The 22,103-nt window shown below is 36.6% G+C and carries 21 protein-coding genes; 17 read left to right on the top strand and 4 right to left on the bottom strand.

What is annotated here, in order from left to right; all coding sequences use genetic code 11:
- Window positions 1–52 precede the first annotated feature (52 nt).
- From IEV57_RS05335 to typA, 5 genes are all read left to right on the top strand, one after another.
- Entirely contained in the window at window positions 53–739 is a 687-nt protein-coding gene (locus tag IEV57_RS05335) for a hypothetical protein (protein ID WP_229744240.1), read from the top strand.
- Complete coding sequence (locus IEV57_RS05330; RefSeq protein WP_188440405.1) at window positions 736–1,410, top strand: hypothetical protein; 675 nt, start codon at window positions 736–738, stop codon at window positions 1,408–1,410. Before IEV57_RS05335 ends, IEV57_RS05330 begins: the two co-directional genes overlap by 4 nt.
- Window positions 1,407–2,093 carry a hypothetical protein gene (locus tag IEV57_RS05325; protein ID WP_188440403.1) on the top strand — a complete coding sequence of 229 codons (687 nt, stop codon included), beginning with the start codon at window positions 1,407–1,409 and terminating at the stop codon, window positions 2,091–2,093. Before IEV57_RS05330 ends, IEV57_RS05325 begins: the two co-directional genes overlap by 4 nt.
- Window positions 2,080–2,772: a hypothetical protein gene (locus IEV57_RS05320; protein ID WP_188440401.1), complete on the top strand. Its 693-nt coding sequence runs from the start codon at window positions 2,080–2,082 to the stop codon at window positions 2,770–2,772. Before IEV57_RS05325 ends, IEV57_RS05320 begins: the two co-directional genes overlap by 14 nt.
- A gap of 486 nt (window positions 2,773–3,258) precedes the next feature.
- On the top strand, window positions 3,259–5,064 hold the full coding sequence (gene typA, locus IEV57_RS05315; RefSeq protein ID WP_188440399.1) for a translational GTPase TypA: 1,806 nt from the start codon (window positions 3,259–3,261) through the stop codon (window positions 5,062–5,064).
- Window positions 5,065–5,548: 484 nt separating this feature from the next.
- Here the strand turns inward: typA and IEV57_RS05310 are convergent, their stop codons facing one another.
- Window positions 5,549–6,259: a DUF3784 domain-containing protein gene (locus tag IEV57_RS05310; protein ID WP_188440397.1), complete on the bottom strand. Its 711-nt coding sequence runs from the start codon at window positions 6,257–6,259 to the stop codon at window positions 5,549–5,551.
- 383 nt (window positions 6,260–6,642) lie between these two features.
- Between IEV57_RS05310 and IEV57_RS05305 the strand changes: the two genes are divergently transcribed.
- Window positions 6,643–7,113 carry an NUDIX domain-containing protein gene (locus IEV57_RS05305; protein ID WP_188440395.1) on the top strand — a complete coding sequence of 157 codons (471 nt, stop codon included), beginning with the start codon at window positions 6,643–6,645 and terminating at the stop codon, window positions 7,111–7,113.
- 92 nt (window positions 7,114–7,205) lie between these two features.
- Here IEV57_RS05305 and IEV57_RS05300 read toward each other — a convergent pair whose 3' ends face one another.
- Together IEV57_RS05300 and IEV57_RS05295 are read right to left on the bottom strand one after the other, a co-directional pair.
- Complete coding sequence (locus tag IEV57_RS05300; RefSeq protein ID WP_188440393.1) at window positions 7,206–7,622, bottom strand: DMP19 family protein; 417 nt, start codon at window positions 7,620–7,622, stop codon at window positions 7,206–7,208.
- A gap of 231 nt (window positions 7,623–7,853) precedes the next feature.
- Window positions 7,854–8,726, bottom strand: coding sequence for an SDR family oxidoreductase (locus tag IEV57_RS05295; protein WP_188440391.1), 873 nt, complete (start codon window positions 8,724–8,726; stop codon window positions 7,854–7,856).
- A 109-nt stretch (window positions 8,727–8,835) separates the two neighbouring features.
- On the opposite strand from IEV57_RS05295, the gene IEV57_RS05290 reads away from it, so the two are divergent.
- Entirely contained in the window at window positions 8,836–9,168 is a 333-nt protein-coding gene (locus tag IEV57_RS05290; protein ID WP_188440389.1) for a winged helix-turn-helix transcriptional regulator, read from the top strand.
- A gap of 138 nt (window positions 9,169–9,306) precedes the next feature.
- On the opposite strand, the gene IEV57_RS05285 is transcribed toward IEV57_RS05290, so the two are convergent.
- The gene (locus IEV57_RS05285) at window positions 9,307–10,761 is read right to left on the bottom strand and encodes an NADP-dependent isocitrate dehydrogenase (RefSeq protein WP_188440388.1); all 1,455 of its coding nucleotides are present in this window, start codon (window positions 10,759–10,761) and stop codon (window positions 9,307–9,309) included.
- Between the two features lie 224 nt (window positions 10,762–10,985).
- On the opposite strand from IEV57_RS05285, the gene IEV57_RS05280 reads away from it, so the two are divergent.
- The 10 genes from IEV57_RS05280 (at window position 10,986) to IEV57_RS05235 (ending at window position 22,081) form a co-directional block, all read left to right on the top strand.
- Window positions 10,986–11,771 (top strand): enoyl-CoA hydratase/isomerase family protein, encoded by a 786-nt coding sequence (locus tag IEV57_RS05280; protein ID WP_188440385.1) that lies wholly within the window; start codon window positions 10,986–10,988, stop codon window positions 11,769–11,771.
- Window positions 11,772–11,793: 22 nt separating this feature from the next.
- Window positions 11,794–13,302, top strand: coding sequence for a lipopolysaccharide biosynthesis protein (locus IEV57_RS05275; RefSeq protein ID WP_188440383.1), 1,509 nt, complete (start codon window positions 11,794–11,796; stop codon window positions 13,300–13,302).
- A gap of 73 nt (window positions 13,303–13,375) precedes the next feature.
- Window positions 13,376–13,810: a dUTP diphosphatase gene (dut, locus tag IEV57_RS05270; RefSeq protein WP_188440381.1), complete on the top strand. Its 435-nt coding sequence runs from the start codon at window positions 13,376–13,378 to the stop codon at window positions 13,808–13,810.
- Window positions 13,811–14,012: 202 nt separating this feature from the next.
- Window positions 14,013–15,743 (top strand): tetratricopeptide repeat protein, encoded by a 1,731-nt coding sequence (locus IEV57_RS05265; RefSeq protein WP_188440379.1) that lies wholly within the window; start codon window positions 14,013–14,015, stop codon window positions 15,741–15,743.
- Window positions 15,736–16,473, top strand: coding sequence for a lipoprotein insertase outer membrane protein LolB1 (gene lolB1 / locus IEV57_RS05260; protein WP_188440377.1), 738 nt, complete (start codon window positions 15,736–15,738; stop codon window positions 16,471–16,473). Before IEV57_RS05265 ends, lolB1 begins: the two co-directional genes overlap by 8 nt.
- A 4-nt stretch (window positions 16,474–16,477) precedes the next feature.
- A complete protein-coding gene (locus IEV57_RS05255; RefSeq protein WP_188440375.1) occupies window positions 16,478–17,725 on the top strand; it encodes a murein hydrolase activator EnvC family protein in 1,248 nt (415 codons plus the stop codon).
- Between the two features lie 114 nt (window positions 17,726–17,839).
- Window positions 17,840–18,046, top strand: a complete 207-nt coding sequence (gene tatA / locus IEV57_RS05250; RefSeq protein WP_188440373.1) for a twin-arginine translocase TatA/TatE family subunit — start codon at window positions 17,840–17,842, stop codon at window positions 18,044–18,046.
- A gap of 12 nt (window positions 18,047–18,058) precedes the next feature.
- Complete coding sequence (gene gatA / locus IEV57_RS05245) at window positions 18,059–19,489, top strand: Asp-tRNA(Asn)/Glu-tRNA(Gln) amidotransferase subunit GatA (protein ID WP_188440371.1); 1,431 nt, start codon at window positions 18,059–18,061, stop codon at window positions 19,487–19,489.
- A gap of 11 nt (window positions 19,490–19,500) precedes the next feature.
- On the top strand, window positions 19,501–20,904 hold the full coding sequence (locus IEV57_RS05240) for a lytic transglycosylase domain-containing protein (protein WP_188440369.1): 1,404 nt from the start codon (window positions 19,501–19,503) through the stop codon (window positions 20,902–20,904).
- Window positions 20,905–20,980: 76 nt separating this feature from the next.
- Entirely contained in the window at window positions 20,981–22,081 is a 1,101-nt protein-coding gene (locus IEV57_RS05235; protein WP_188440367.1) for a DUF4837 family protein, read from the top strand.
- Window positions 22,082–22,103 lie beyond the last annotated feature (22 nt).

Genomic DNA, 22,103 nt, shown 5'->3' with positions numbered 1-22,103 from the left:
TGTTAAATCAATATTCAATAATAATTCTAACACCTGAAAGTATTAAAACTTTATGATGCGTCAACTTACAGAAATAGAACTACAGGAAATCAGGAGAAGCACTATGAGGAAAGAAATTTTCTCAGCTGAGATTCTCATGGAAATCTATGACCATTATATCAGTCATTTGCAGGAGTTCTCAGAATCCCAGTTTCACGAACAACTTTTTGAACTGGATCAGAAATTCACTTATGGATACTGCCATGCTTTGCAGGCTAAATTCAATAAAGAAGCAAAGGAAGATATCTACCAAACACAGTGGATGGTGATTAGAAAATACTTTTGTACATCAAGATGGTTGTATTTAGCAGGAATAATGGCTTTAGCGTTTTATGTAGCTACTCAAGCAAGAACTGAAGAAGAATTGCGAGTTCTTTTGTTATCACCTATGATTCTTTTGCTGATAGCTAACATTGGCTTCGGATATCAAAATTTTAAAAAGCTCAGACCAGTCAAAAAAGCATTCAAAGATAATGGAATCCCAATCCGGTCTTCACTTGCTTTACCGATTTCAGAGCGAATGTACTTCCCTATTTTAATGGTTCAATTTTTCGTTTATATACCCAAATTGATTTTTACTAATTTAGATATCTCACCTTATCTCGCAGCAGGTGCTGGAATATTTACAGTCTTATTAACTCTTTATGTGATTTCCATGATAGAAGTCTGGAAAATCAAATCTAAAACTGCATTGGTATGAGAAAACTAACTGACATAGAAATCCAAACCATCAAAGACCGGCTTGATCGATGCTTGATTGCTTATGCAGAAATATATGATGAGCTCTTGGATCATTATATCACAGCTTTGGAGCGAACAACTGAGGAAGAGTTTGATCGTAAAAAAGAAGCTTTGGATGACGAATTCTCTTGGTCAATCATCAAACAGATGGAGAAAGATCTCCAAAAAAATGCTTGGAAAGAACTCATGTCAGCTTCAAAGTCAAGTTATAAAATTTGGACTTTGGGATGGGAGAAAGTTGGAGTTCTCATTTTGATGGCAGTAATTCTGGTTCCAGCATTTCATTTCGTTGGAGAAGAATACTTTTACCTTGTAGCGTTGATGTTTTTTGTGATATTGATGGGGTCCTCTGTCTATTTCAATCGAAAAAAATACGGATTCACTTGGTCCCTTGCTCCAGGGAAACATCAACCAAAACACGTTATGGCAGCCATGTTCTTCGGTTCTCAAGGATTAATTTTTGGTATAATCCATCTGTCTGCACAATTACTTCCAAAGCTTTTGTTAAACACTCCTTACGAACATTTGACTCCTTTTATATTTCTCAGCCTAGGCATAATGATTCTTGCCTATTCTTGGCTAGTATTCACCACCATCAATCTCAAAACCTTCAAACTGATCAAGTCATGAAAACCTATGATTTACAGTTTTTGGAAATAAAACTCGCTGAGCGACCATTTCGCTTAGAGGAGATGTATTTCGAGATCCTTGACCATGTACTTTGTAAATATGAATCATTAGGAATAAATGATGTCGAGGCATTTTGGGAAGTGGAAAAGCTTAATTGGAGTAATTGGACGATCTATAAAATGAGGTTCAAATACCAGAATCTTATTATTTGGCAGTTTATTAAGACCTATTTAAAATCAATCATTTCTCTAAATTCAAAAGATCTAATAACTAATCTTTTATTCTTCATTATTGCATTGATTACCACATTAGTGTTTGATCAAAATCAACCTGTAATGGTTGGGATAACAATCTTTTTATGGGCTATAATCCCATTGTCTTGGCAAGCTTGGCTTTATCATACCAAAGACACAATGGGTGAGAAATCCAAAATACTAACTAATCACAGCTATCGAAGTGCAAAACGAGCAGCACTTTCGCAAATCATAGTTATTAATTTATTCTTTTGGCACCTAGTTTTTTCATTAACGCGAAACCACCTTCTTTTTGGTGAATATTTTGGTTTAATTTTCCAAAATCAATTTACCTGTATTTTAGTCCTATTCTTTCTTTTTGTAACACTTAAGTCACTTTATAAAGTTAATCAATCACAACTCAAACCTTTTTTATATGAAGCTAACTAAAGACCAAATTGAGCAACTCAAAAAACTGATTTCTTACAAAGGCTACACAGAAATCGATGTTCAATATGAAATCTTAGATCATGTAGCCTGCAGAGTTGAAGAATTGATGGAAGAAAATCCGACACTCAGCTTGTCAGATGCTTTTAGAAAAGTCCATGCTTCTTTCGGGATTTTTGGTTTTGCGGGATTAGAGGAATCTTACAAAGGTATGATTGAAAAGAGACTGAGAGGATATTATTGGACAGCTCTAAAAGATTTGTTTTTAAGTTATAGGGTAATTTTCCCAATTGGCCTACTCTATCTTTTTATTCAATCTTCAATCCTGCTTCAAGATTCAAGATCTTGGTTTTTAATGCTTATTATCTTCTTATTATTTTCATTTTTTTGGGTAGTCTTTCGGTATTGGGGAAAACATAAAAAATATAAGAAATACGCATCTTATATGGCTTCAAATAGTGTTTTTCAAATCATCAATTTTGGGGTAATTGTTTGTATGCAGGGTCATTCTTTTATTTACAGACAAGAAGGTTCTCAAGAGAGTCTTTTTTCACAAATCTTAATCGGTTCTATCTTGATTGCAATTACAATTTTATATATCAGTATATTCATACTTCCAAAGGTTTTGGATCGAAGTATTGCAGACACTGAAGAATTGATTAAAGTTTATGGAGAAGGTTGAAACATACCTACAATAGTGTCGGCCGTACCTACGGCACTTCCTAACAGCTCTTAACATTCCTATCCACGGCTTAAAAGCCGTGGTTAATAAGTCTACCACTCCTAGGGAGCTGTTTTTGGCCTGACCTCTCAAACAGAATCTCAATAAAAAATTATCACTACTTACCGATCGAAACTTATTTTCTTCTAGAAAAAAAGTAATAGAGGAACGACCGACATTTTACCCGTGGGTTTAAACTCATCTAAAATAAGCTACTACCATCCCAAAAGTCTCAAAGGGGTGGACAAGAATGACTTCTCCTAAAAAGCATCTCACAATAATAAAAAAATGTATGTTTAAATAGGCATAAACCTTCATTTCTCCCCAATTTATATTGCCCTCACAAATCCTCAAGATGAATAAATCTTTAAATCTCTGAGACTTTCATCGTTCATCGGATTTTAACCAAATATTATTCTTACATTTGCACCCTAATTCAAATTTACAATGCAAAGTATTCGGAATATCGCGATTATCGCACACGTTGACCACGGCAAGACCACACTCGTGGATAAAATCATTCACCTCTCTAAAATCTTCCGTGAGAACCAACAGTTTGACGATCTTATCCTCGACAACAATGACTTGGAAAGAGAAAGGGGGATCACAATTCTTTCTAAGAACGTATCCGTAAGATATAAAGACACCAAAATCAATATTATTGATACTCCAGGTCACGCAGACTTTGGTGGTGAGGTAGAAAGAGTTTTGAAAATGGCTGATGGGGTAATCCTATTGGTTGATGCCTTTGAAGGCCCTATGCCACAGACGAGATTCGTTTTGGGCAAAGCCTTGGCACTTGGATTGACTCCTATCGTAGTAGTCAACAAAGTGGATAAAGAAAACTGTCGTCCTGACGAAGTTCAAGAATCTGTTTTCGAATTGATGTTCAACTTGGACGCTACAGAAGAGCAATTGAACTTCCAGACACTTTATGGCTCTGCCAAAAACAATTGGATGGGTCCAGATTGGAAAAACCCTACTGACACAATCATCCCACTTTTAGACGCAATCATTGAGCATATCCCTGCGCCAAAAATTGACGAAGGAACGCTTCAAATGCAAATCACTTCTCTTGATTACTCTAACTTCGTTGGCCGTATCGCTATCGGTAGAGTAAAAAGAGGTACCGTCAAAGAAGGTTCACAATTGACATTGTGCAAAGCCGATGGTGTTTTCAAAAAAGTAAAAGTAAAAGAACTTCATGTATTTGAAGGTCTTGGAAAAAATAAAGTAACTGAAGTAGTTGCAGGCGATATCTGTGCGGTAACAGGAATTGAAGATTTCGAAATCGGTGATACACTCGCTGATCTTGAAAATCCAGAAGCACTTCCAAGAATCTCTATCGATGAGCCAACAATGAACATGCTCTTCACGATCAACAACTCTCCTTTCTTCGGTAAAGAAGGTAAATTTGTGACTTCACGTCACTTGAGAGATAGATTGATGAAAGAAATGGAGAAAAACTTGGCCTTGAGAGTTGAGTCTACAGATTCTGAAGACAAATTCTTGGTGTACGGACGTGGAATCCTTCACTTGTCAGTCTTGATCGAGACAATGAGAAGAGAAGGTTACGAATTGCAAGTTGGACAGCCTCAGGTAATCTACAAAGAAGTGGACGGTGTGAAATGCGAACCAATTGAAATTTTGGTAGTAGATGTTCCTGAAACGACTGCAGGAAAAGTAATCGAATTGGCTACGCAAAGAAAAGGTGAACTTTTAGTAATGGAGCCAAAAGGCGATTTACAACACCTAGAATTCAGAATTCCTTCAAGAGGTTTGATCGGATTGAGAAACAATGTATTGACTGCTACACAAGGTGAAGCAATCATGAACCACAGGTTCTCAGCTTACGAACCATTCAAAGGATCTATCCCTGAAAGAAACAACGGTTCATTGATCTCTATGGAAGGTGGACAGTGTACTGCTTATGCAATTGACAAATTGCAGGACAGAGGTACATTCTTCGTAGAGCCAGGAGAAGAACTATATACAGGTCAAGTTATCGGTGAAAATTCCCGTGACAATGACATCGTGGTAAACGTTCAGAAAGGTAAAAAACTAACCAACATGAGAGCTTCAGGTTCTGATGACAACGTTAGGATTCAGCCTGCAAAAAAATTCTCTTTGGAAGAAGCTATGGAATACATCCAAAAGGATGAATACTTAGAAATCACTCCAAAATCTATCCGAATGAGAAAAATCTATTTGGATGAAGGTGAGAGAACAAGAATGTCGAAGAAAGAAGCTTAATCTAAGATTCAAGATATAAGACGCAAGAAGTAAGACAGGCCCCGAAGGAAACTTTGGGGCTTTTTTTAGAAATGAGATTTGAGACACAAGACGCAAGATGTAAGACTTAGGGATTTCGGACAGGGTGTATCTTAAATCCTAACAAAAGCTTATTCAAGGTCATTTCGACCAAAGGGAGAAATCTTGAGCTGTAATTCTAAATAATACCACTCTCTTTCTCCTCAAATTATATTATTGTTTAGTAAACAACACTTTTATAGTTTACTAAACAACATTAATAATGAAATCACTTAAATTCATAAACATCAAAAACAACCTCATCTTCATTGAGTCCCTCGTAAAAAGGATTGGTTCGGGATAAGTAAAGCCCTTTTTCAGAGCATGCGATTACAATTAACAAAGTGATAAGTATTAGAAAATTTCTCCTAACAAAGATGATCAAGGTTGAAGATCAACTTAGTTACTAAGATTAAGAACTAAGCAATTATTGTTTAACTGATTTTATAGCAAGAAATACTAATTCTGTCTTTTCCCTCTTTTTGAAATTTACAAAAATTGTCTCTTGATCTTTGGTGCTGATCTTTACAAAAGGACCTTGGAAACTATGCAGAAATAGTCGACATTTCCCTTCATCTTCTATCCTAAAAAATCCTTTCCGGATTGGTCCCATACCTAAACCATTTGTTCTGGCTTTGATAGGAGGCATTTTGTCAATTAGAGATATCGACGCTATATCGGAAACCTTGATTTCAGTTCCATAATCTCCTGTAAACTTCACGCGATCATTATTGATTTCGTATCCTGTTGGTATCAAAGCATTGCCAATCATCACTAAAACGAAAACCAAAACCACTATCATGAATACACCTTTCAACTTGGATTTTACAAGTCCTCCTTCATTTTGATCAAATCTTTTTGCTTTGAAAAATAAAAACAACACGCCAATCACGATCACGCTCGGAATAAAGACATCCAAGAAAGCATGCTGACCTAAGGATGTCAAAGCACTGTATCCGATAATTACAATCAGTCCAATTACTATCAATCCATCCCGCATAAACGTAGATAAGCCCTCGATATCTACCTTTTCCTTTTGCTTTTCAGACATCGTATTGTAACCTGCTATTAGATTTGGAAAAGCTTTTACCAAAAAGCCAAGCCCAATTAAAAATAATCCTGTATAAACTGCTGCCATAATATGAGTTGATTTCGGCTAAAAATAGTGAATATCATTGGTGTAGCTCTTATACTTTTATGAAAAAATTAGAATTAGTCGATAATTATAAAGTAATCTATAATTTTGTTTATTTATGGAAATGAAATTAATCTGTCAGAGCTACTCCCCTTTTGATTTTGTGATCTTTGCTTCTTTCTACAAAGATGGTAGGGCTAAGGCTTCCGATCGCAGATTTTAAATAGCATTGATAATTTTAAGTTAAAACAACTATTTACAGCACTTTCCAATTTCCATCACAATTCAAGACATATCAAATTTACACTTCATTTCCATCAATATTTCTCCTACTTTTGCGACCATCATAGACAGGTCACTTTCATTTAAGATATATATTTTTATACATGTTAGAAACACTACAAACAAAGCTACAAGAGATTCCGAGCAGAAAAGATCGTGAGGTAGTCATTATATATCCTTTCAATACTGAAACGAAAGAGATTTTTTTAATTCAAGAATATATCCACAGCTACGCAAGAAAATTCTGGAAATTTGTCAGCGGTGGTGTGGACAAATTGGATAAAGATATCCTGACTCACGCAATTGAGGAACTCGCTGAAGAAGTATCAATGGAGTCTAGCAATTTTTATCACTTGTACTCATCGGAACGCGTTTTTGGCAACAGACCAATCCATTATTTCATTGCAGAGAATCCAGTGATCATGGAAAACCCACCAGAAAATCCCGACGAGGATTATATTACCGATGCCAAATGGGTAAACGAAACCGAGTTTCAAAAAATGCTTGACGCCAAAGAGTTACAATGGGATCAAGGAACAATGTGTGCCTTGCAGGTTTTTAGAAGATATCGGTAAAAAAAAAACAATTCTGATGAATGCTATCTGAATTAATGTTTTTTGTGAGATTTTAAAAGGATACATTCATTGGCTTTTTTATAGGTATTCTTCTACCTTTTTCCAATTCCTGAACTGATGATATGTGCTATAAGTGCATTTTCTAAGTCTTTACTTTTTTTCCAGAAAATTTCTTCCATCTCTGCAATGTGCTGCTCCAACTTCTCTTCAGGGAATTTATCTAATTCTTTCTGCCTTGCATCTGGCCCCTTAGGTACGCCTTTAGGAAAGAACGTTTGGTTAAAATTGCGTAATTGATCGGCAATAGAATTAAAATTGAGATATTCCAGATCTATGATAGTATCTGAATTCTTATCGGCTCCATGATTCATATAATGATCCCAAAGTCCACCAGTTGTAAGCGGTTCTATATTAAACCAAATTCGCTGTTCTCGGGTCAATCGGTCATAATCTGCAAAACCTAAATCGACAATTTTCTCCCATGCTGATTGTGCTTCTTCTCTTGTCATTCGTTTTGTCTTTTTAAATTACTTAACCTTTGAATCAGCATGGCTGCTTCAAAGGTTTATAAACCTCCTTTTCAAATACATTAAACTCTTGTTTTTATATCCTTAGATATGATTTAGCATAATCGATTTCAATAAAATAAATTTACAAAATTGGTTAAACTATTAAAAGAAGAGTAGACTAAAATACCAAGAGTACATTTCGAGATATACTCTTGGTAAGATTATTAGTTTTTATTTAGAATACACTTTTGATAAAAATGTACTCATAGATGTTGGCTTACGACCCAATAAGAACTCTAAGTCTGAACTAACTGCGTCAAGTTCATCTTTTGCTTGTGCTATTGCAAAACTAGAAAACAACCCAATTAAATCGCTCGGTACTCCGTATTCCCCCAAAATCCGTGCGTATTCTTCCGCTGTTGGAGAGATATAGTCGATCGATTTACCAGAAATTTCAGCAATTGTATTAGCCACCTCTTGATATGAAAAAGCCTCTGAGTTGGTAAAATTGTATACTTTACCTTGAAGTTTACTGCTTCCCAATATTCTAGCTGTAGCTTCTGCCATTTCGCTCCGCAATACCGCTCCTACTTTCCCATCTCCAGCAGGTAAAAAAACGAGTCCCGTTTCTAGTACTTGGTCACCAACAAAGGCTGGCACAAAGTCCATGTAGAGATTGTTTTTCAAAATGGTGTAATTAATACCGCTATCCTTTAACCAGTTTTCAGTTTGCAAATGCGATTGAGACACAAGCCATAGCGGTGAAGACTCTGTTTCATTCTTACTTAGAAAACTTGTGTAGATGATATGTTCAACTCCTGATTCTTTAGCAGCTTTAAGCACATTTTCATGCTGTTTATTTCTATTTTGAATATCACTACTTGAAATGAACAAGAGATGCTTTACTCCAGAAAAAGCCGAAACCAATGAAGAATAATCATTATAATCACCTTTCCTTATTTGAACACCTTTCTCTTTTAGTTCTTTAGCAGATTCCGTATTCCTGACCATAGCAATAATCTCTTCAGCTCTTGCATCTTGGTCTAATAGATGGTTGATGGTAGCATTTCCATATTGTCCGTTTGCTCCAGTTACTAATATCATTTTTTTACTGTTTAAATTTAATAATTACTTTTGTTACACAAAGTAACTAATATTAGTAATCTAAAGTAACTGGTTACCAAAAGGTAACTGTAAATTAAGTGGTAACAAAATGGTAACAAAAGAGACAATTAATGAATTAAAATGTCCGGTTTCAATATTATTGCAGTTGATAGGTGGAAAATGGAAACCTATAATTCTATACGTTCTCCGATCAAATAAAAGACGTTTTGGGGAAATCTCTGCAAGAATACCAACTATCTCTAGAAAAGTATTAACCGAGCAATTAAAAGAACTAGAAAGGGATGGTTTAATTGAACGAAAACAGTTTAAGGAGATACCACCACGAGTTGAATATAGTTTAACTGAATTTGGAAAAAGTCTTGCTCCCGTTCTTAATGAAATGGAAAAATGGGGAAATGAAAACTTCTTAAAAAATCAGTGATGCATATAATAAATATTTCATCAAGATACAGTGCAACACACTCAACATATAAAGTACAAAAAAAAACCGAGCATCTCTACCCGGTTTTTAATTTTATTTGAAATTCATCCTTCAGAATTCCTCCTTCATCCTTTCATTTTATTCACCTTGAGCCAAGCTATACGCTCTGACACCATCGAAGGAATAAAGATTTTCGGTTTTGATAAAGTCGAAACCTAATTTGGCCACTTGATCCATCAAGTCCAAAATTTGTGCATGGCTGATTGGGGATTGATCTGACTTTTGGAATCTACATCTCCAATGATCAGTACAGAATGTTTCTCTCATTCCGTCAGGATATACTTTAATTCCACGATTCGTGATCAATTGTAGCACTAGCCCATTGGCATCTGCCTTTCTCAAAGTTTCACCGATAGAATTTGGATCTCTTCCGTCTTTGTCCCAATCGATAAATACATCCACACCTATCAATTTCTTGTCAGACTTAGTCACTGGAGCAAGCTTGATATTGATAGGATCTGTACTAGATTTATCAAATACGGCTGGAACCATATTCACCGGTAACTGACCTAATCTTTCGATAACTGCCTGTGCAAATTCTTGTGTACCCACTTTCTTAGAGGACAAACCTTCTTGATAGATATCTCCAGTATGGATTCCATCTTCTAATGTCTTCATCCAAGCATTGGCTATTTTTTCCGCAATCTCAGGCTGTCCGATATGTACTAACATCATCACGGCGCCATTGAGCAAGCCTGATGGATTTGCCATATCTTTTCCTGCAATATCAGGTGCAGAACCATGGATAGCTTCAAACATAGCTACTTCAGCACCTACGTTCGCAGAACCTCCAAGACCTACAGATCCTGTTACCTGGGCTGCAATATCAGAAATGATATCTCCATAAAGATTTAACGTCACAATCACATCAAAAATCTCCGGTCTCTCAGCGATCAATGCTGATCCGATATCGATGATTTTGTGATCTGTTTCGATTTCTGGATATTCTTTAGCGATCTCATCAAAAGTTTTGTGGAAAAGACCATCAGCCAATTTCATGATATTGTCTTTGGTCATACAGGTCACTTTTTTCCTGTTATATTTCTTCGCATACTCAAATGCATAACGAATAATCTTCTCAGAACCTGGTTGTGAGATCAATTTTAGACACTGATAGACTTCCTGAGTCTGTCTGTGTTCAATACCTGCGTAAAGATCCTCTTCATTTTCACGGATGATCACCATATCCGTCTTAGGGAAATGTGTTTTAACAAAAGGAGAGTAAGCCTTGCAAGGTCTTACATTGGCAAAAAGTCCAAATGATTTTCTTGTGGTCACATTCAAACTCTTGAATCCACCACCCTGAGGAGTAGTAATGGGAGACTTCAAAAATACTTTGGTCTCTCTCAAAGAGTCAAAAGCTTTAGGTTCCATTCCTGAACTGATACCTTTCAAATATACCTGTTCGCCGATTTCGATGACATCGTACTCGAGTTGTGCGCCAGCAGCTTCAAGGATGTTCAGCGTGGCTTTCATGATTTCTGGTCCGATTCCATCGCCATGGGCAACGGTAATTTTGGTTTTTGATGACATATATAGAGTTTATTTAGTTTTATATTCCAATAGCTACAAAAATAGGAAAAAAAGGCTGAAGCGGGAGGGTAAAACTATTATAAATTAGCATAATCCAAGGGTATTTTGAAGAGTGGTTTAAATTTGAAAAAGTTTAGAATTCCCAAAAATTGTATTTTCCCTATAAATCCTTGGGGAATGCTAGCACTCCTTGTATATTTGATGCTCAACATTCACCAAAACAAATGGCTGAAACACTTAATATTCTTTCTGAAGAAAAGGAAGGTCTTCTTTACCTTACAGTTAATAGAGAATCCAAGCTTAATGCCTTGAATTTTGCCACTCTTGAGGAAATCAGGAATATTTTTAACGAAGTCGTTGACAACAAAGAAATCAAAGGCGTTATCATCACAGGATCAGGAGAGAAGGCTTTTATCGCTGGTGCAGATATCAGTGAAATCGCTGAATTGAACGAGCTTAATGCTCGGAAATTTGCTGAAAACGGACAAGATGTATTTGGGCTTATAGAAAATTGCCACAAGCCAGTCATCGCTGTGGTCAATGGGTTTGCTCTCGGTGGTGGATGTGAATTGGCAATGGCCTGTCACATGCGTGTCGCTGCAGCAAATGCTAAATTCGGTCAACCTGAAGTCAATCTTGGAATTATCCCTGGCTACGGTGGTACTCAAAGACTCACTTATCTCATCGGTAGAGGAAAAGCTAACGAGTTGATGATGACCGGTGATATGATCGGTGCCGAAGAAGCTAAAAATCTTGGACTTGTCAATCATGTTCTTGCTACAAAAGACGAAGCAATGAACAAAGCAGAAGAAATTTTGAAAAAAATCATGACCAAAGCACCATTGGCTATTGGGATGATTGTAGATTGTGTGAACTCTGTTTTTATTCCTGAGGAAAACGGCTATCAAACAGAAGCAAACAGCTTTGCGAGATGCGTCAAGTCAGGTGATTACAAAGAAGGAACTTCTGCATTCCTAGAAAAGAGAAAACCAATATTCAAAGGGGAGTAATTCCCCTTTCCTTTTTTCTATAATGGGTCAACTGAAAAAACTTGCTGGACAAACAGCCATCTACGGAATCAGTAGTATCCTAGGGAGGACAATCAATTTTTTACTCTTACCTCTTTATATTGTTTACTTGGATAAAGAAGCATTAGGCTCTTTCACTAGCATCTATGCCTTGATGGCATTTTTAAATGTAATATTTACCTATGGAATGGAGACTACCTTTTTCAGATACTACACTGGTAAAGGTTTAGATAAGAAAACCGTCTACGCCCAAGTTCAGACTTTGCTAATTATCACCTCTTTGATCATGGGAGGTATTATTTTTCTTTCGGCAACACAGTTAAGTATTTGGCTCGACTACGAAAACAAAGCTTATTTATTCCAATGGGTCGCAGGTATACTGACCATTGACGCTCTTCTCGCTATCCCCTACGCCAAACTCAGAGTAGAAAATAAGCCTTTGAAATTCGCCTTATCAAAATTGACTAATATTCTATTGAATATAGGTTTCAATATCTTATTGATCGCAGTCAGTTACCATATTTGGAATGGAGATTATTTGAATGGACTTCAAGATTTTGTCAATAGCTACTATCATCCAGAATGGGGTGTGGAGTATATTCTGCTTTCAAACTTGCTTGCCAACGCCTTAATGATCCCTTTACTTTTCTATTTTGCTGGATCCTTCAAACTTCAACTGGACTTAAAATTCTTGGCGCCTTTGTGGAAATACTCTATCCCTTTGCTGTTTATGGGCTTAGCTGGGGTAACAAACGAAGTGTTTTCAAGGTGGCTTTTTGAATATATTATTCCCGAAAACTTCTATAATGGACTTACTTCAAGAGAAGCTGCGGGTATTTTTGGTGCTAATTTCAGATTAGCAATTTTTATGAATCTGATCATTCAAGCATTCAAATTTGCAGCAGAACCTTTTTTCTTCAATCAAGCAGCAGATAAAAATAGCCCAGAGTTATTCGCAAAAGTGATGCATGCGTTTATCATCTTTTGTGCAGCATTGATGATCTTAGTGTCAGTGAACCTAGATATTATTGGAAAGGTTATTTTGGTCAAGTCAGAATACATTGAAGTCATGTACATCGTCCCTGTTTTATTATTAGGGTACTTATTTCTTGGTGTATATTTCAACTTGAGTATTTGGTTCAAATTAACCGACAAGACCAAATACAGTTTCTATTTCACACTCCTAGGAGCGATAGTTACTATTATCACGATCATTACTCTAGTACCTGAAATTGGATATATGGGAGCTGCTTTGAGTACACTTTTTTGTTATCTGATCATGTCAGCTGTTTGCTATTTTTTCGGCCAAAAGTTTTTCCCAATCCCATATCAAACACGTAAAGCCATTTTATATATCCTAATGGCTACTGCTTTGAGCTACGCAGGCTTTTTTATAGAATCAGACAGTGCTGTATTACAATTTATCTTTAGAAACTTGATGGTCATTCCTTTTCTTATTCTAATTTTACTTTTGGAAAAAGAGCAAATCAAGCGTTTTTTGAAAAGAAGTTAGATACTTTGAAAAAAGTAACGACTTCAGCATTCCTACTAAATAGTATCCAAATCTCATATAAGCTTCTAACAGCATGAAAGTTAAAGTCATCAATAATTCCAAGCATCCTTTACCTGAATACCAAACTCCACAATCCGCAGGACTTGATCTTAGAGCAAATATCGACGAACCTATTACTTTGGGTTCATTGGAAAGAAAATTGATCGGCACAGGTTTGTTTATTGAATTACCTGAAGGATTTGAAGCACAGATTCGACCACGTTCAGGATTAGCATTCAAATACGGATTGACAGTACTCAACAGTCCCGGAACAGTAGACGCAGATTATAGAGGAGAAATCAAAGTCTTATTGGTGAATCTATCTACAGAGCCATTTACCATAGAAGATGGAGAGAGAATCGCCCAAATGATCGTGGCCAAACACGAACAGATTTCTTGGGACCTTGCCGAAAGCCTTTCAGATACTGAAAGAGGAGCGGGTGGTTATGGCAGTACGGGGAAATCATAAATCGTTTTTATTCAAAATGCACCAATTTTAAGACTTTCCCGTTAAACAATTTGACTTATTGTGGAAGTAAATAAAAGGCATTATGTTTGTGAGTTACAGGCATTGCAACCACAAGCAAAAACCAGTCATCAACACAAAGTCCCACAAATGAGATTTCATCTGATAAACAGTTGTAATTTCGCCACATATTAAATCATACCGCGTGAATCTATCAAAGTCAATATTTCTTCTTCTTATATCCTGCTTTATCCTGAGCTCCGCAGTGACTGCTCAGGAGAAATTATCAAAAAAAGAAAGGAAACAAAAAATTGAAGAGACAAAAACCACTAGACTATTCATAGAGGGTCAGAAGTTTTTGATGTTGGAAGATTACGATAAAGCTTATTTTTACTTTCAAAAAGCCAAAGAATTATCTCCCGACGAACCTGCTATCAATTTCAAAATAGCTGAAATTTTACTCAAAGCAAACCAAGTAGACTCGGCATTGGATTATGGAATGCAGGCAGTTGAAGCTGAGCCAGACAACAAATACTATAATTTGATGATGGCCGAGGTATTTAGCAAACAAAATGAACCCCTCAAAGCCGCCGAGATCATAGAAAGCTTGATGGAGAGTTCTGGTGAAAACCAAAATTACATCTTAGAATTGGCTTCCCTTTATTTGAGTTCAGGGGAGCTTGACAAGGCATTAGATGCTTTGGATCGTGCTGAGGAATATTATGGCGTAGTCGAGCAACTTGTAGTTCAAAAACAAAGAATCTATCTTAGAAAAAACAATCTCCCAAAAGCCATTGAGGAAGGGGAAAAACTAATATCAGCAAATCCTGGCAATTCTAATTATGTATTGGCCTTAGTTGAAATACTTTTCAACAATGGTAGAACAAAAGATGCTATTGCGATCATTGAGTCATCCTTAGAAACATTTCCAAATCAGCCTGATTTGGAAATGGGAGCGTATGCTCTCTACAAAGATTTGGGCGAATTTCAGATTGCAGAAGGTTTAATTTTAGAAGCTTTCGCAAACCCTGACTTAGATGGGATGGTCAAAGCACAATCATTCTCTGACATCCTTCAAGAAATCAAAACTGAAAAAAGAGAGCAGCTTTTAGATCAATTGGAAACTCGAATGCTTGAGAATAATCCAAATGATCCCAATGTTTTGACGGTAATCGGAGATAGAAGACTCTTTAACGACAAGAAAGAATCTGCTCTTGAATTTTACAAAAAATCTGCTGCAATCAGTCCTAATAATGCACAAGTACTTCAAGGAATCATCACCATCATGTTTGAAACAGGAGGAGACTTTGAAGAAATAGAAAAGTACACCATTACAGCTGTAGATGAGTTTCCTGAAAGACCTGAGTTTTGGTATTTTGACGGAACAGCAAAGTCTGCTTTAAAAAAGTGGGAAGAAGGTGCTGAATCCTTGAATCAATCTTTAAAACTCAACAAAAGCAAAAATAAGCAATTAGACTTATTGATTTACGGACAATTAGGAGATATTTTTCATAGTTTGGGTAAAAAAGAAGAAGCTTACGAATCCTACGAAAAAGTCCTGAAAGAAAGACCAAACGACGAGCATGTACTGAATAATTATGCATATTTCTTGTCGCTTTCTAAAAAAGACCTTGATAAAGCAAAATCAATGTCGGAAAAACTTGTAAAAATATTCCCTGAAAATGCCACGTATCTTGATACGCATGCCTGGGTTCTTTTCCAATTGCAGGATTATGAAAACGCTAAATTTTACATGGAAAAAGCCCTTCAATATGAGAGTTCACCGAGTGGAATTATGTTAGAGCATTATGGAGATATTTTGTATCATTTAGGAAATAGAAATGAGGCAATTAGTTTTTGGAAAAAAGCAGAAGGTGGAGAAGAAACTACTGATTTATTAATCAAAAAAATAAAGGATCAAAGATATTATGACTAGGATATTTTTAGGAAGTTTTATCCTCCTTTTATTGCTTACAGTGGGTTGTGCCAAGAAGCCTAACCTCTATATTTCTGATGAAGTCATGCAGGAATTTGAGCCCTCATATTTTGACTTTGATTATTTAAGTGCCCGCGCAAGAATCGTTATCGAAGAACCGAATGGAAAAACCACAAGAGGGACATTAAACCTGCGTGCAAAAAAAGACAGTGTGATCTGGTTCAGTGTAACACCGGGTCTCGGGATAGAGGCTCTCAGAGGAATCATCACCAAAGACAAAATTCGCATCAAAGATAGAATTAACGGGCAGGATATCAATATGAGTTATATCGAGTTCGAAGATAGATTTGGCTTAAACCTTTCCTTAACACTATTTCAAAATTTGCTATACGCAAATATTCCAGAAGAATTTAGCTACCGAGATCGTTTGATCAGGATCGGTCAGTATTTTGAACTGACACAGACACGATCAAATATTCGCTATCATTCGAGAATAAGTACAAAACATGGCAAAGTAGAAGAGTTAACGAGTAATTCTATGCAGGATAAGGGGGCATTATTAGCAAGTTACCCAAGCTTCCAAGATGTTAATAATCAACCATTCCCGAATGCTTCTCTATTCAAAATATCATTTTCAATAGATGGAGAAATGCAAAATTCAATCATTCACATCGACCTGTCTAATGTGAACGTTACAGATACGCCTATCACCTTCCCTTTTCAGTTTTAAGTAGATGAAAAAAACTGCAATACTTCTTTTTTTGATTCTTGGGATTTTCTATTCCTTTCTTCTGAGTGATTCTTATGCTCAGACGGCAAAATCAAGGGAACAACTCGAAAAGGAAAGAGCTGATGTGCAAAAAAAACTATTGGAATTTGATAAAATTCTCAAGCAAACTGCTGCCTCAAAGAAAACATCACTTGGTCAGTTGAGCGTGGTGAACAAACAACTTGAGACGCGCGTGACCTACATCAGGACATTAAGTAAAGAGGTAACACTTATTGACAAGGAAATAGCTGAAACAGAAAAAAGAATAGAATCACTCGAAAATGATTTGAGTAATTTGAAAGTAGAATACGCTCAAATGATCTATACATCATCCAAACTCAATCAAGGGATGACGATCACTACATTTATTTTTAGCTCAAGCACTTTCAAGCAGTTTTACATGCGCCTGAAGTATCTCAAACAATACACAGATGCACGAAAAAAACAGGTAGAACAAATAAAAATTGTCTCAGAAGATTTAGCAGGTCAAAGAATTCGCTTGGAAGAGAAAAGATTAGAGAAGCAACAAGTCATTAATAAAGAAGAACAACAAAGAAGACAACTTGCTCAAGCAAGGTCAGAACAACAGACCATTGTTAGTTCTCTTAACCGTCAGGAAATAGATCTTAGAAAGAAAATAGTCCAAGCAAAAAAACAGCAGGAAAACCTTAATAATCTAATCAAAAGAGCCATTGAGGATGAAATAAGAAGAGCTGAGGCTGAGGCAAAAAAATCAAATTCGACAGCTACCAAAGCATCGGGAAGTAGTATTCCACTTACACCTGAAGCAGCTGCTCTTTCTAATTCTTTTGCAGGAAACAAAGGTAAGCTGCCATGGCCGGTAGAAACTGGTTTTATATCAAAAAAATACGGTACCCATCCTCACCCTACTCTAAAAGGAATAGTGGAAGACAATGATGGTGTAGATATTCAAACTACTCCAAACTCAGATGTCAGATCTGTCTTCGATGGTGAAGTCATCAAAGTCGGAACTATCCCAGGCTATGGTGGAACTATCGTGGTCAAACATGGTGAATATTATACCATGTATAGTAAGCTGAAGGTAATTTCAGTGAAAACAGGAGATAAAATCAAGGCAAAACAGGTCCTTGGTCAAGTCTATACCAACAAAGAAGGAGTGGCAGAAGTGCATTTCGAGACATGGAAAGGTCTACAACCTATGAATCCGTCCACCTGGCTCGCTGGGCAATAGACAGTAATTATTCGTATATTTATAAAAAAAGAAGAATAACAGGACAGTAATACTTTGTGTTAGCGTAGTACTGTTATATCTTTGTATCAAATTCAAAATCTAAATAATAAGATCATGATAGCATTAGGTTTTATCGGAGGAATGAGTCCAGGATCTATGATTCTAATCATCTTGGTAATTGTATTATTCTTCGGAGCCAAAAGGATCCCTGAATTAGCGAGAGGATTGGGTAGAGGCATCAGAGAATTCAAGGACGCTACAAAAGAAATCCAAAACGACCTAGAAGATGGGTTGAAGGATGACAAAAAGAAGAAAGACTAAAAAAATCAAACATTGGAAAAATTCCTTTCATTTGACGAAATAAAAAAGTCGCTGGCAAACAGGGAAACCGACTGTAAAGCGATAGTTAATTATTATCTCAACAACATTCAGACGAAGGCGCACTTAAACGCCTTCGTTGAAGTTTATACGGATTCTGCTTTGGCTCAAGCTGCTAAGGTTGATGAAAAAATCTCTTCTGGAAATGCAGGAAGATTAGCTGGAATGGTCATTGGTATCAAAGATGTTCTTTGTTACAAAGGTCATACTGTCAATGCTTCAAGCAAAATCCTAGAAGGATTTGAATCACAATTCACAGCCACGGCGGTCCAAAGATTAATTGATGAAGATGCAATTATTATCGGAAGATTGAATTGTGATGAATTCGGGATGGGTAGCTCCAATGAAAACTCAGTCCACGGAAAAGTACTCAATGCAGCTGACGAAAGTCGCGTTCCTGGAGGTTCTTCTGGAGGTTCTGCTGTAGCCGTTCAGGCGAACTTGTGTACAGTTTCCCTTGGTACTGACACGGGTGGGTCGGTAAGACAGCCAGCTGCTTTCACTGGCTTGGTTGGTATCAAACCAACTTATTCCAGAGTATCAAGATGGGGATTGATTGCTTATGCTTCGTCGTTTGACACCATTGGTGTTTTCTCTAAAAATGTACCTGACAACGCTTTGGTGATGGAAATTATGGCTGGATCAGATGACTATGACAGTACTGTTTCAAAGAAGCCAGTTCCACACTACAGCGAATTACTCCATTTTGACAAAAGAGTAAAAGTCGCTTATCTGAAAGAATCAATTGAATCTCCTGCTTTGCAAGCCGAGATCAAAGAAAATACACTTGCTGTCTTGGACAGGTTGAAGGTTGAAGGTCATCAAGTGGATGAAGTGAATTTTCCTTTGCTGAAATATATTCTTCCGACTTACTACATTTTGACAACAGCAGAAGCAAGCTCAAACTTGTCTCGCTTTGATGGTGTGAAATATGGATATCGAACTCCAAATGCACATAATCTTGAAAGCATGTACAAAATGACCCGTTCTGAAGGATTTGGCGATGAGGTGAAAAGAAGAATCATGCTTGGTACTTTTGTATTGAGTGCAAGCTACTATGATGCTTATTTCACCAAAGCACAAAAAGTAAGAAGGCTAATCAAAGAATTCACTGAGGATTTATTAAATAAATATGACTACATTATTATGCCGACTACGCCGTCTACAGCGTTTAAGTTTGGAGAGCATAGTAATGATCCAGTAGCCATGTACCTTGAAGATCTTTTCACAGTACAAGCATCAGTATCAGGTGTGCCTGCATTATCCATCCCAAATGGCGTTGATAAACAAGGTTTACCGATCGGATTACAAATAATGGCAAATTCATTTAAAGAGGCAGAACTATATGCCTTCGCAAATTATTTAAACACGACAAACACCCAATAAATAACTTGACTATGAAGAACACAATCGCATACATCTCCCTTACCTTTTTAATGGTTTTGTTTGGTAGTTCTGTTCTTCATGGTCAAGAACTTTTTGGCTTAAGTGAACAAGGAATCCAAGAGGAAACCATATCAGCAAATTACCAATTTGACTATATCCCTGATTTCACTTACGATCAAGTCGCTCAAAGAATCAAGGAAATGGAAACCGAGATGCCTTTTGAGCTAAACGATCGGATCTTTTCCTTCATCAACTATTTTGTTGTAAGAAATCGAGATTATGCAAGGATGGTTATGGAACGTGAAGCAACTTATTTTCCGCTTTTTGAAAAAGTCTTAGCTGATCATAACATGCCAGACGACATTAAATATTTGGCAATCATCGAATCAGGTCTTAATCCTAGAGCAAAATCAAGAGTGGGTGCGATGGGACTTTGGCAGTTTATGCCGGCGACAGGCAGGATGTATAACCTCCAAGCTAATATCGATATAGATGACCGCATGGATCCTGAATTGTCGACAGACGCAGCTGCGAAATACTTAAAATCCCTATACAATATGTTTGGGAATTGGGAATTGGCACTAGCCGCATACAATTGTGGACCAGGAAATGTCAGAAAAGCAATTAGAAGGTCTGGTGGAAAAAAAACATTCTGGGGAGTTTATGATTATCTGCCACGTGAGACAAGGAGCTATGTCCCACAATTCCAAGCCATGATGTATATCCTTCGAAATACACATGAGCATAACTTATTTTTAGAAGAGCCAACTTATGCTATGAGCTATGAAAAAATCAAATTTAATCAAGAATTAGATTTAGAGCAATTGGCACAAGTCACGGGAGTGTGTGTAGAAGATTTAGAGCTACTTAATCCTTCAATAAAAAACAGACTGATTCCTTCTTCGCATAAACATATTGCTTTAAATGTTCCTGCGGCAAAAGCAGCATTAATTTCAGAAAATTACCAAATTTTCAAAGATGATGTCACTTTGACAGATGAGAGAATCGTTGCGCTTAGAACGGCAAAACTTATTGAACCTGCCATTTCCGCCGGCGAAGCTACGGGTACATTGATTACTTATAAAGTCAGATCAGGTGATGTTTTGGGTAGTATTGCGCAAAGGCATGGTACCTCAGTCACGAATATTAAGAACTTAAATAATCTGCAGTCCAATACAATAAGAGTAGGACAATCCCTTCAGATTTATTCTAATAATACAAGTGCATCAACACCAACAGTCACTAAAGCCATTGCTACAACTGAGACCGGTTCCAAAGTGTATACAGTGCAGCCAGGAGATTCCTTATGGCTTATTTCTAAGAAATTGAGTGGAGTTACAATTGATGAAATCAAGAAATTGAACAACCTAAACTCAAATCAGATCAAACCAGGTCAAAAATTAATCATAGGATAAAACTAATTAAATAGTAAAAATCTTTTTCATTATTTAACTAATTACTTAAATTAGCCCTACACAACACTGAAAAATTATGAAATCATTCCAAAAACTATTGTCAGTAATAGTCATTCTTATATCTGTGGCTACAATATGGTCATGTGATGATTATGGCAAAGACTCGAACTCCACCAAACCAAAAGCTAGAGGAGCGATTGGTGAAATTGTACTCGCAATTGATTCCACCAAATGGCAAGGTCCAGTAGGTGAAGCACTCCAAGAGGTATTCTTAGCAGATGTAAAAGGTTTAATCAGAGATGAGAGCATGTTTTCAATCAGACGTGTGGATCCTCGTGCGATGACAAGAATTCTTAAAATGGCCACAAACATAATCTATGTCACCACTTTTGATGATAAGAAAGCAGGTAGTCAAAACATCAATAAACTATTTAGTAAAGAGGCCAAAGAAAAAGCAGCGGAAGATCCAAATCTTTACATGCTCAGAAGTGAAGATGAATTTGCCGTTGGTCAAGAGTTGATTTATCTTTTTGGAAACAATGAAGAAGAATTAATCAAAAATTTAAAACAGAATAAAAATAAGCTTCAAAATCTTTTTCAAGTTAGAGAAAGAGGTCGACTTGAAAAGAATATCTTAAATAGAAAAAGCTCAGTTGCTAGAGTTGCTGGAGAAAAATTGGGACTAGCGATCAATGTTCCTGCATCTTATCAAATTGCAAAAGCTGAGGATGATTTTTTATGGTTAAGACAGCCAACACCAAGGACAGATCGAGCAGATATTAGCCTTTTCTTCTACGAGACGGACTATACTTCTGAGGAACAGGTATTTCCAGAAAATGTCATTAAACTTAGAGATCAAATTACCCGACAACATTTATTCGGTGACCCAGACAACAAAGAGTCTTATTTGGTAATCGAAAAAGTTGATCCTACACCAGTATTCAATAACTTCAATATAAATGATAACTTTGCGGTAGAAATACGAGGAGGATGGAAAACTGCCAACATTTCAATGGGAGGTTCATTTCTTGCCTATGTGATTGTAGATTCAAAAAGAGGGAAACTTTACTACATGGAAGGATTTGTTTACTTCCCGAATCAAGGTCACCGAGAAGCAATCAGAGAAATAGAGACCCTGCTTTTGGCAACGGACATTCTACCCGAGCAAGCTTTGTAAGTTAATTAAGACAAAACATAAA

The sequence above is a fragment of the Belliella aquatica genome, from assembly GCF_014637795.1.
Classification (GTDB): Bacteria; Bacteroidota; Bacteroidia; order Cytophagales; family Cyclobacteriaceae; genus Belliella; species Belliella aquatica.
The sequence above is the reverse complement of the archived record's forward strand: the minus strand, read 5'-3'. Positions and strand labels throughout refer to the sequence as shown.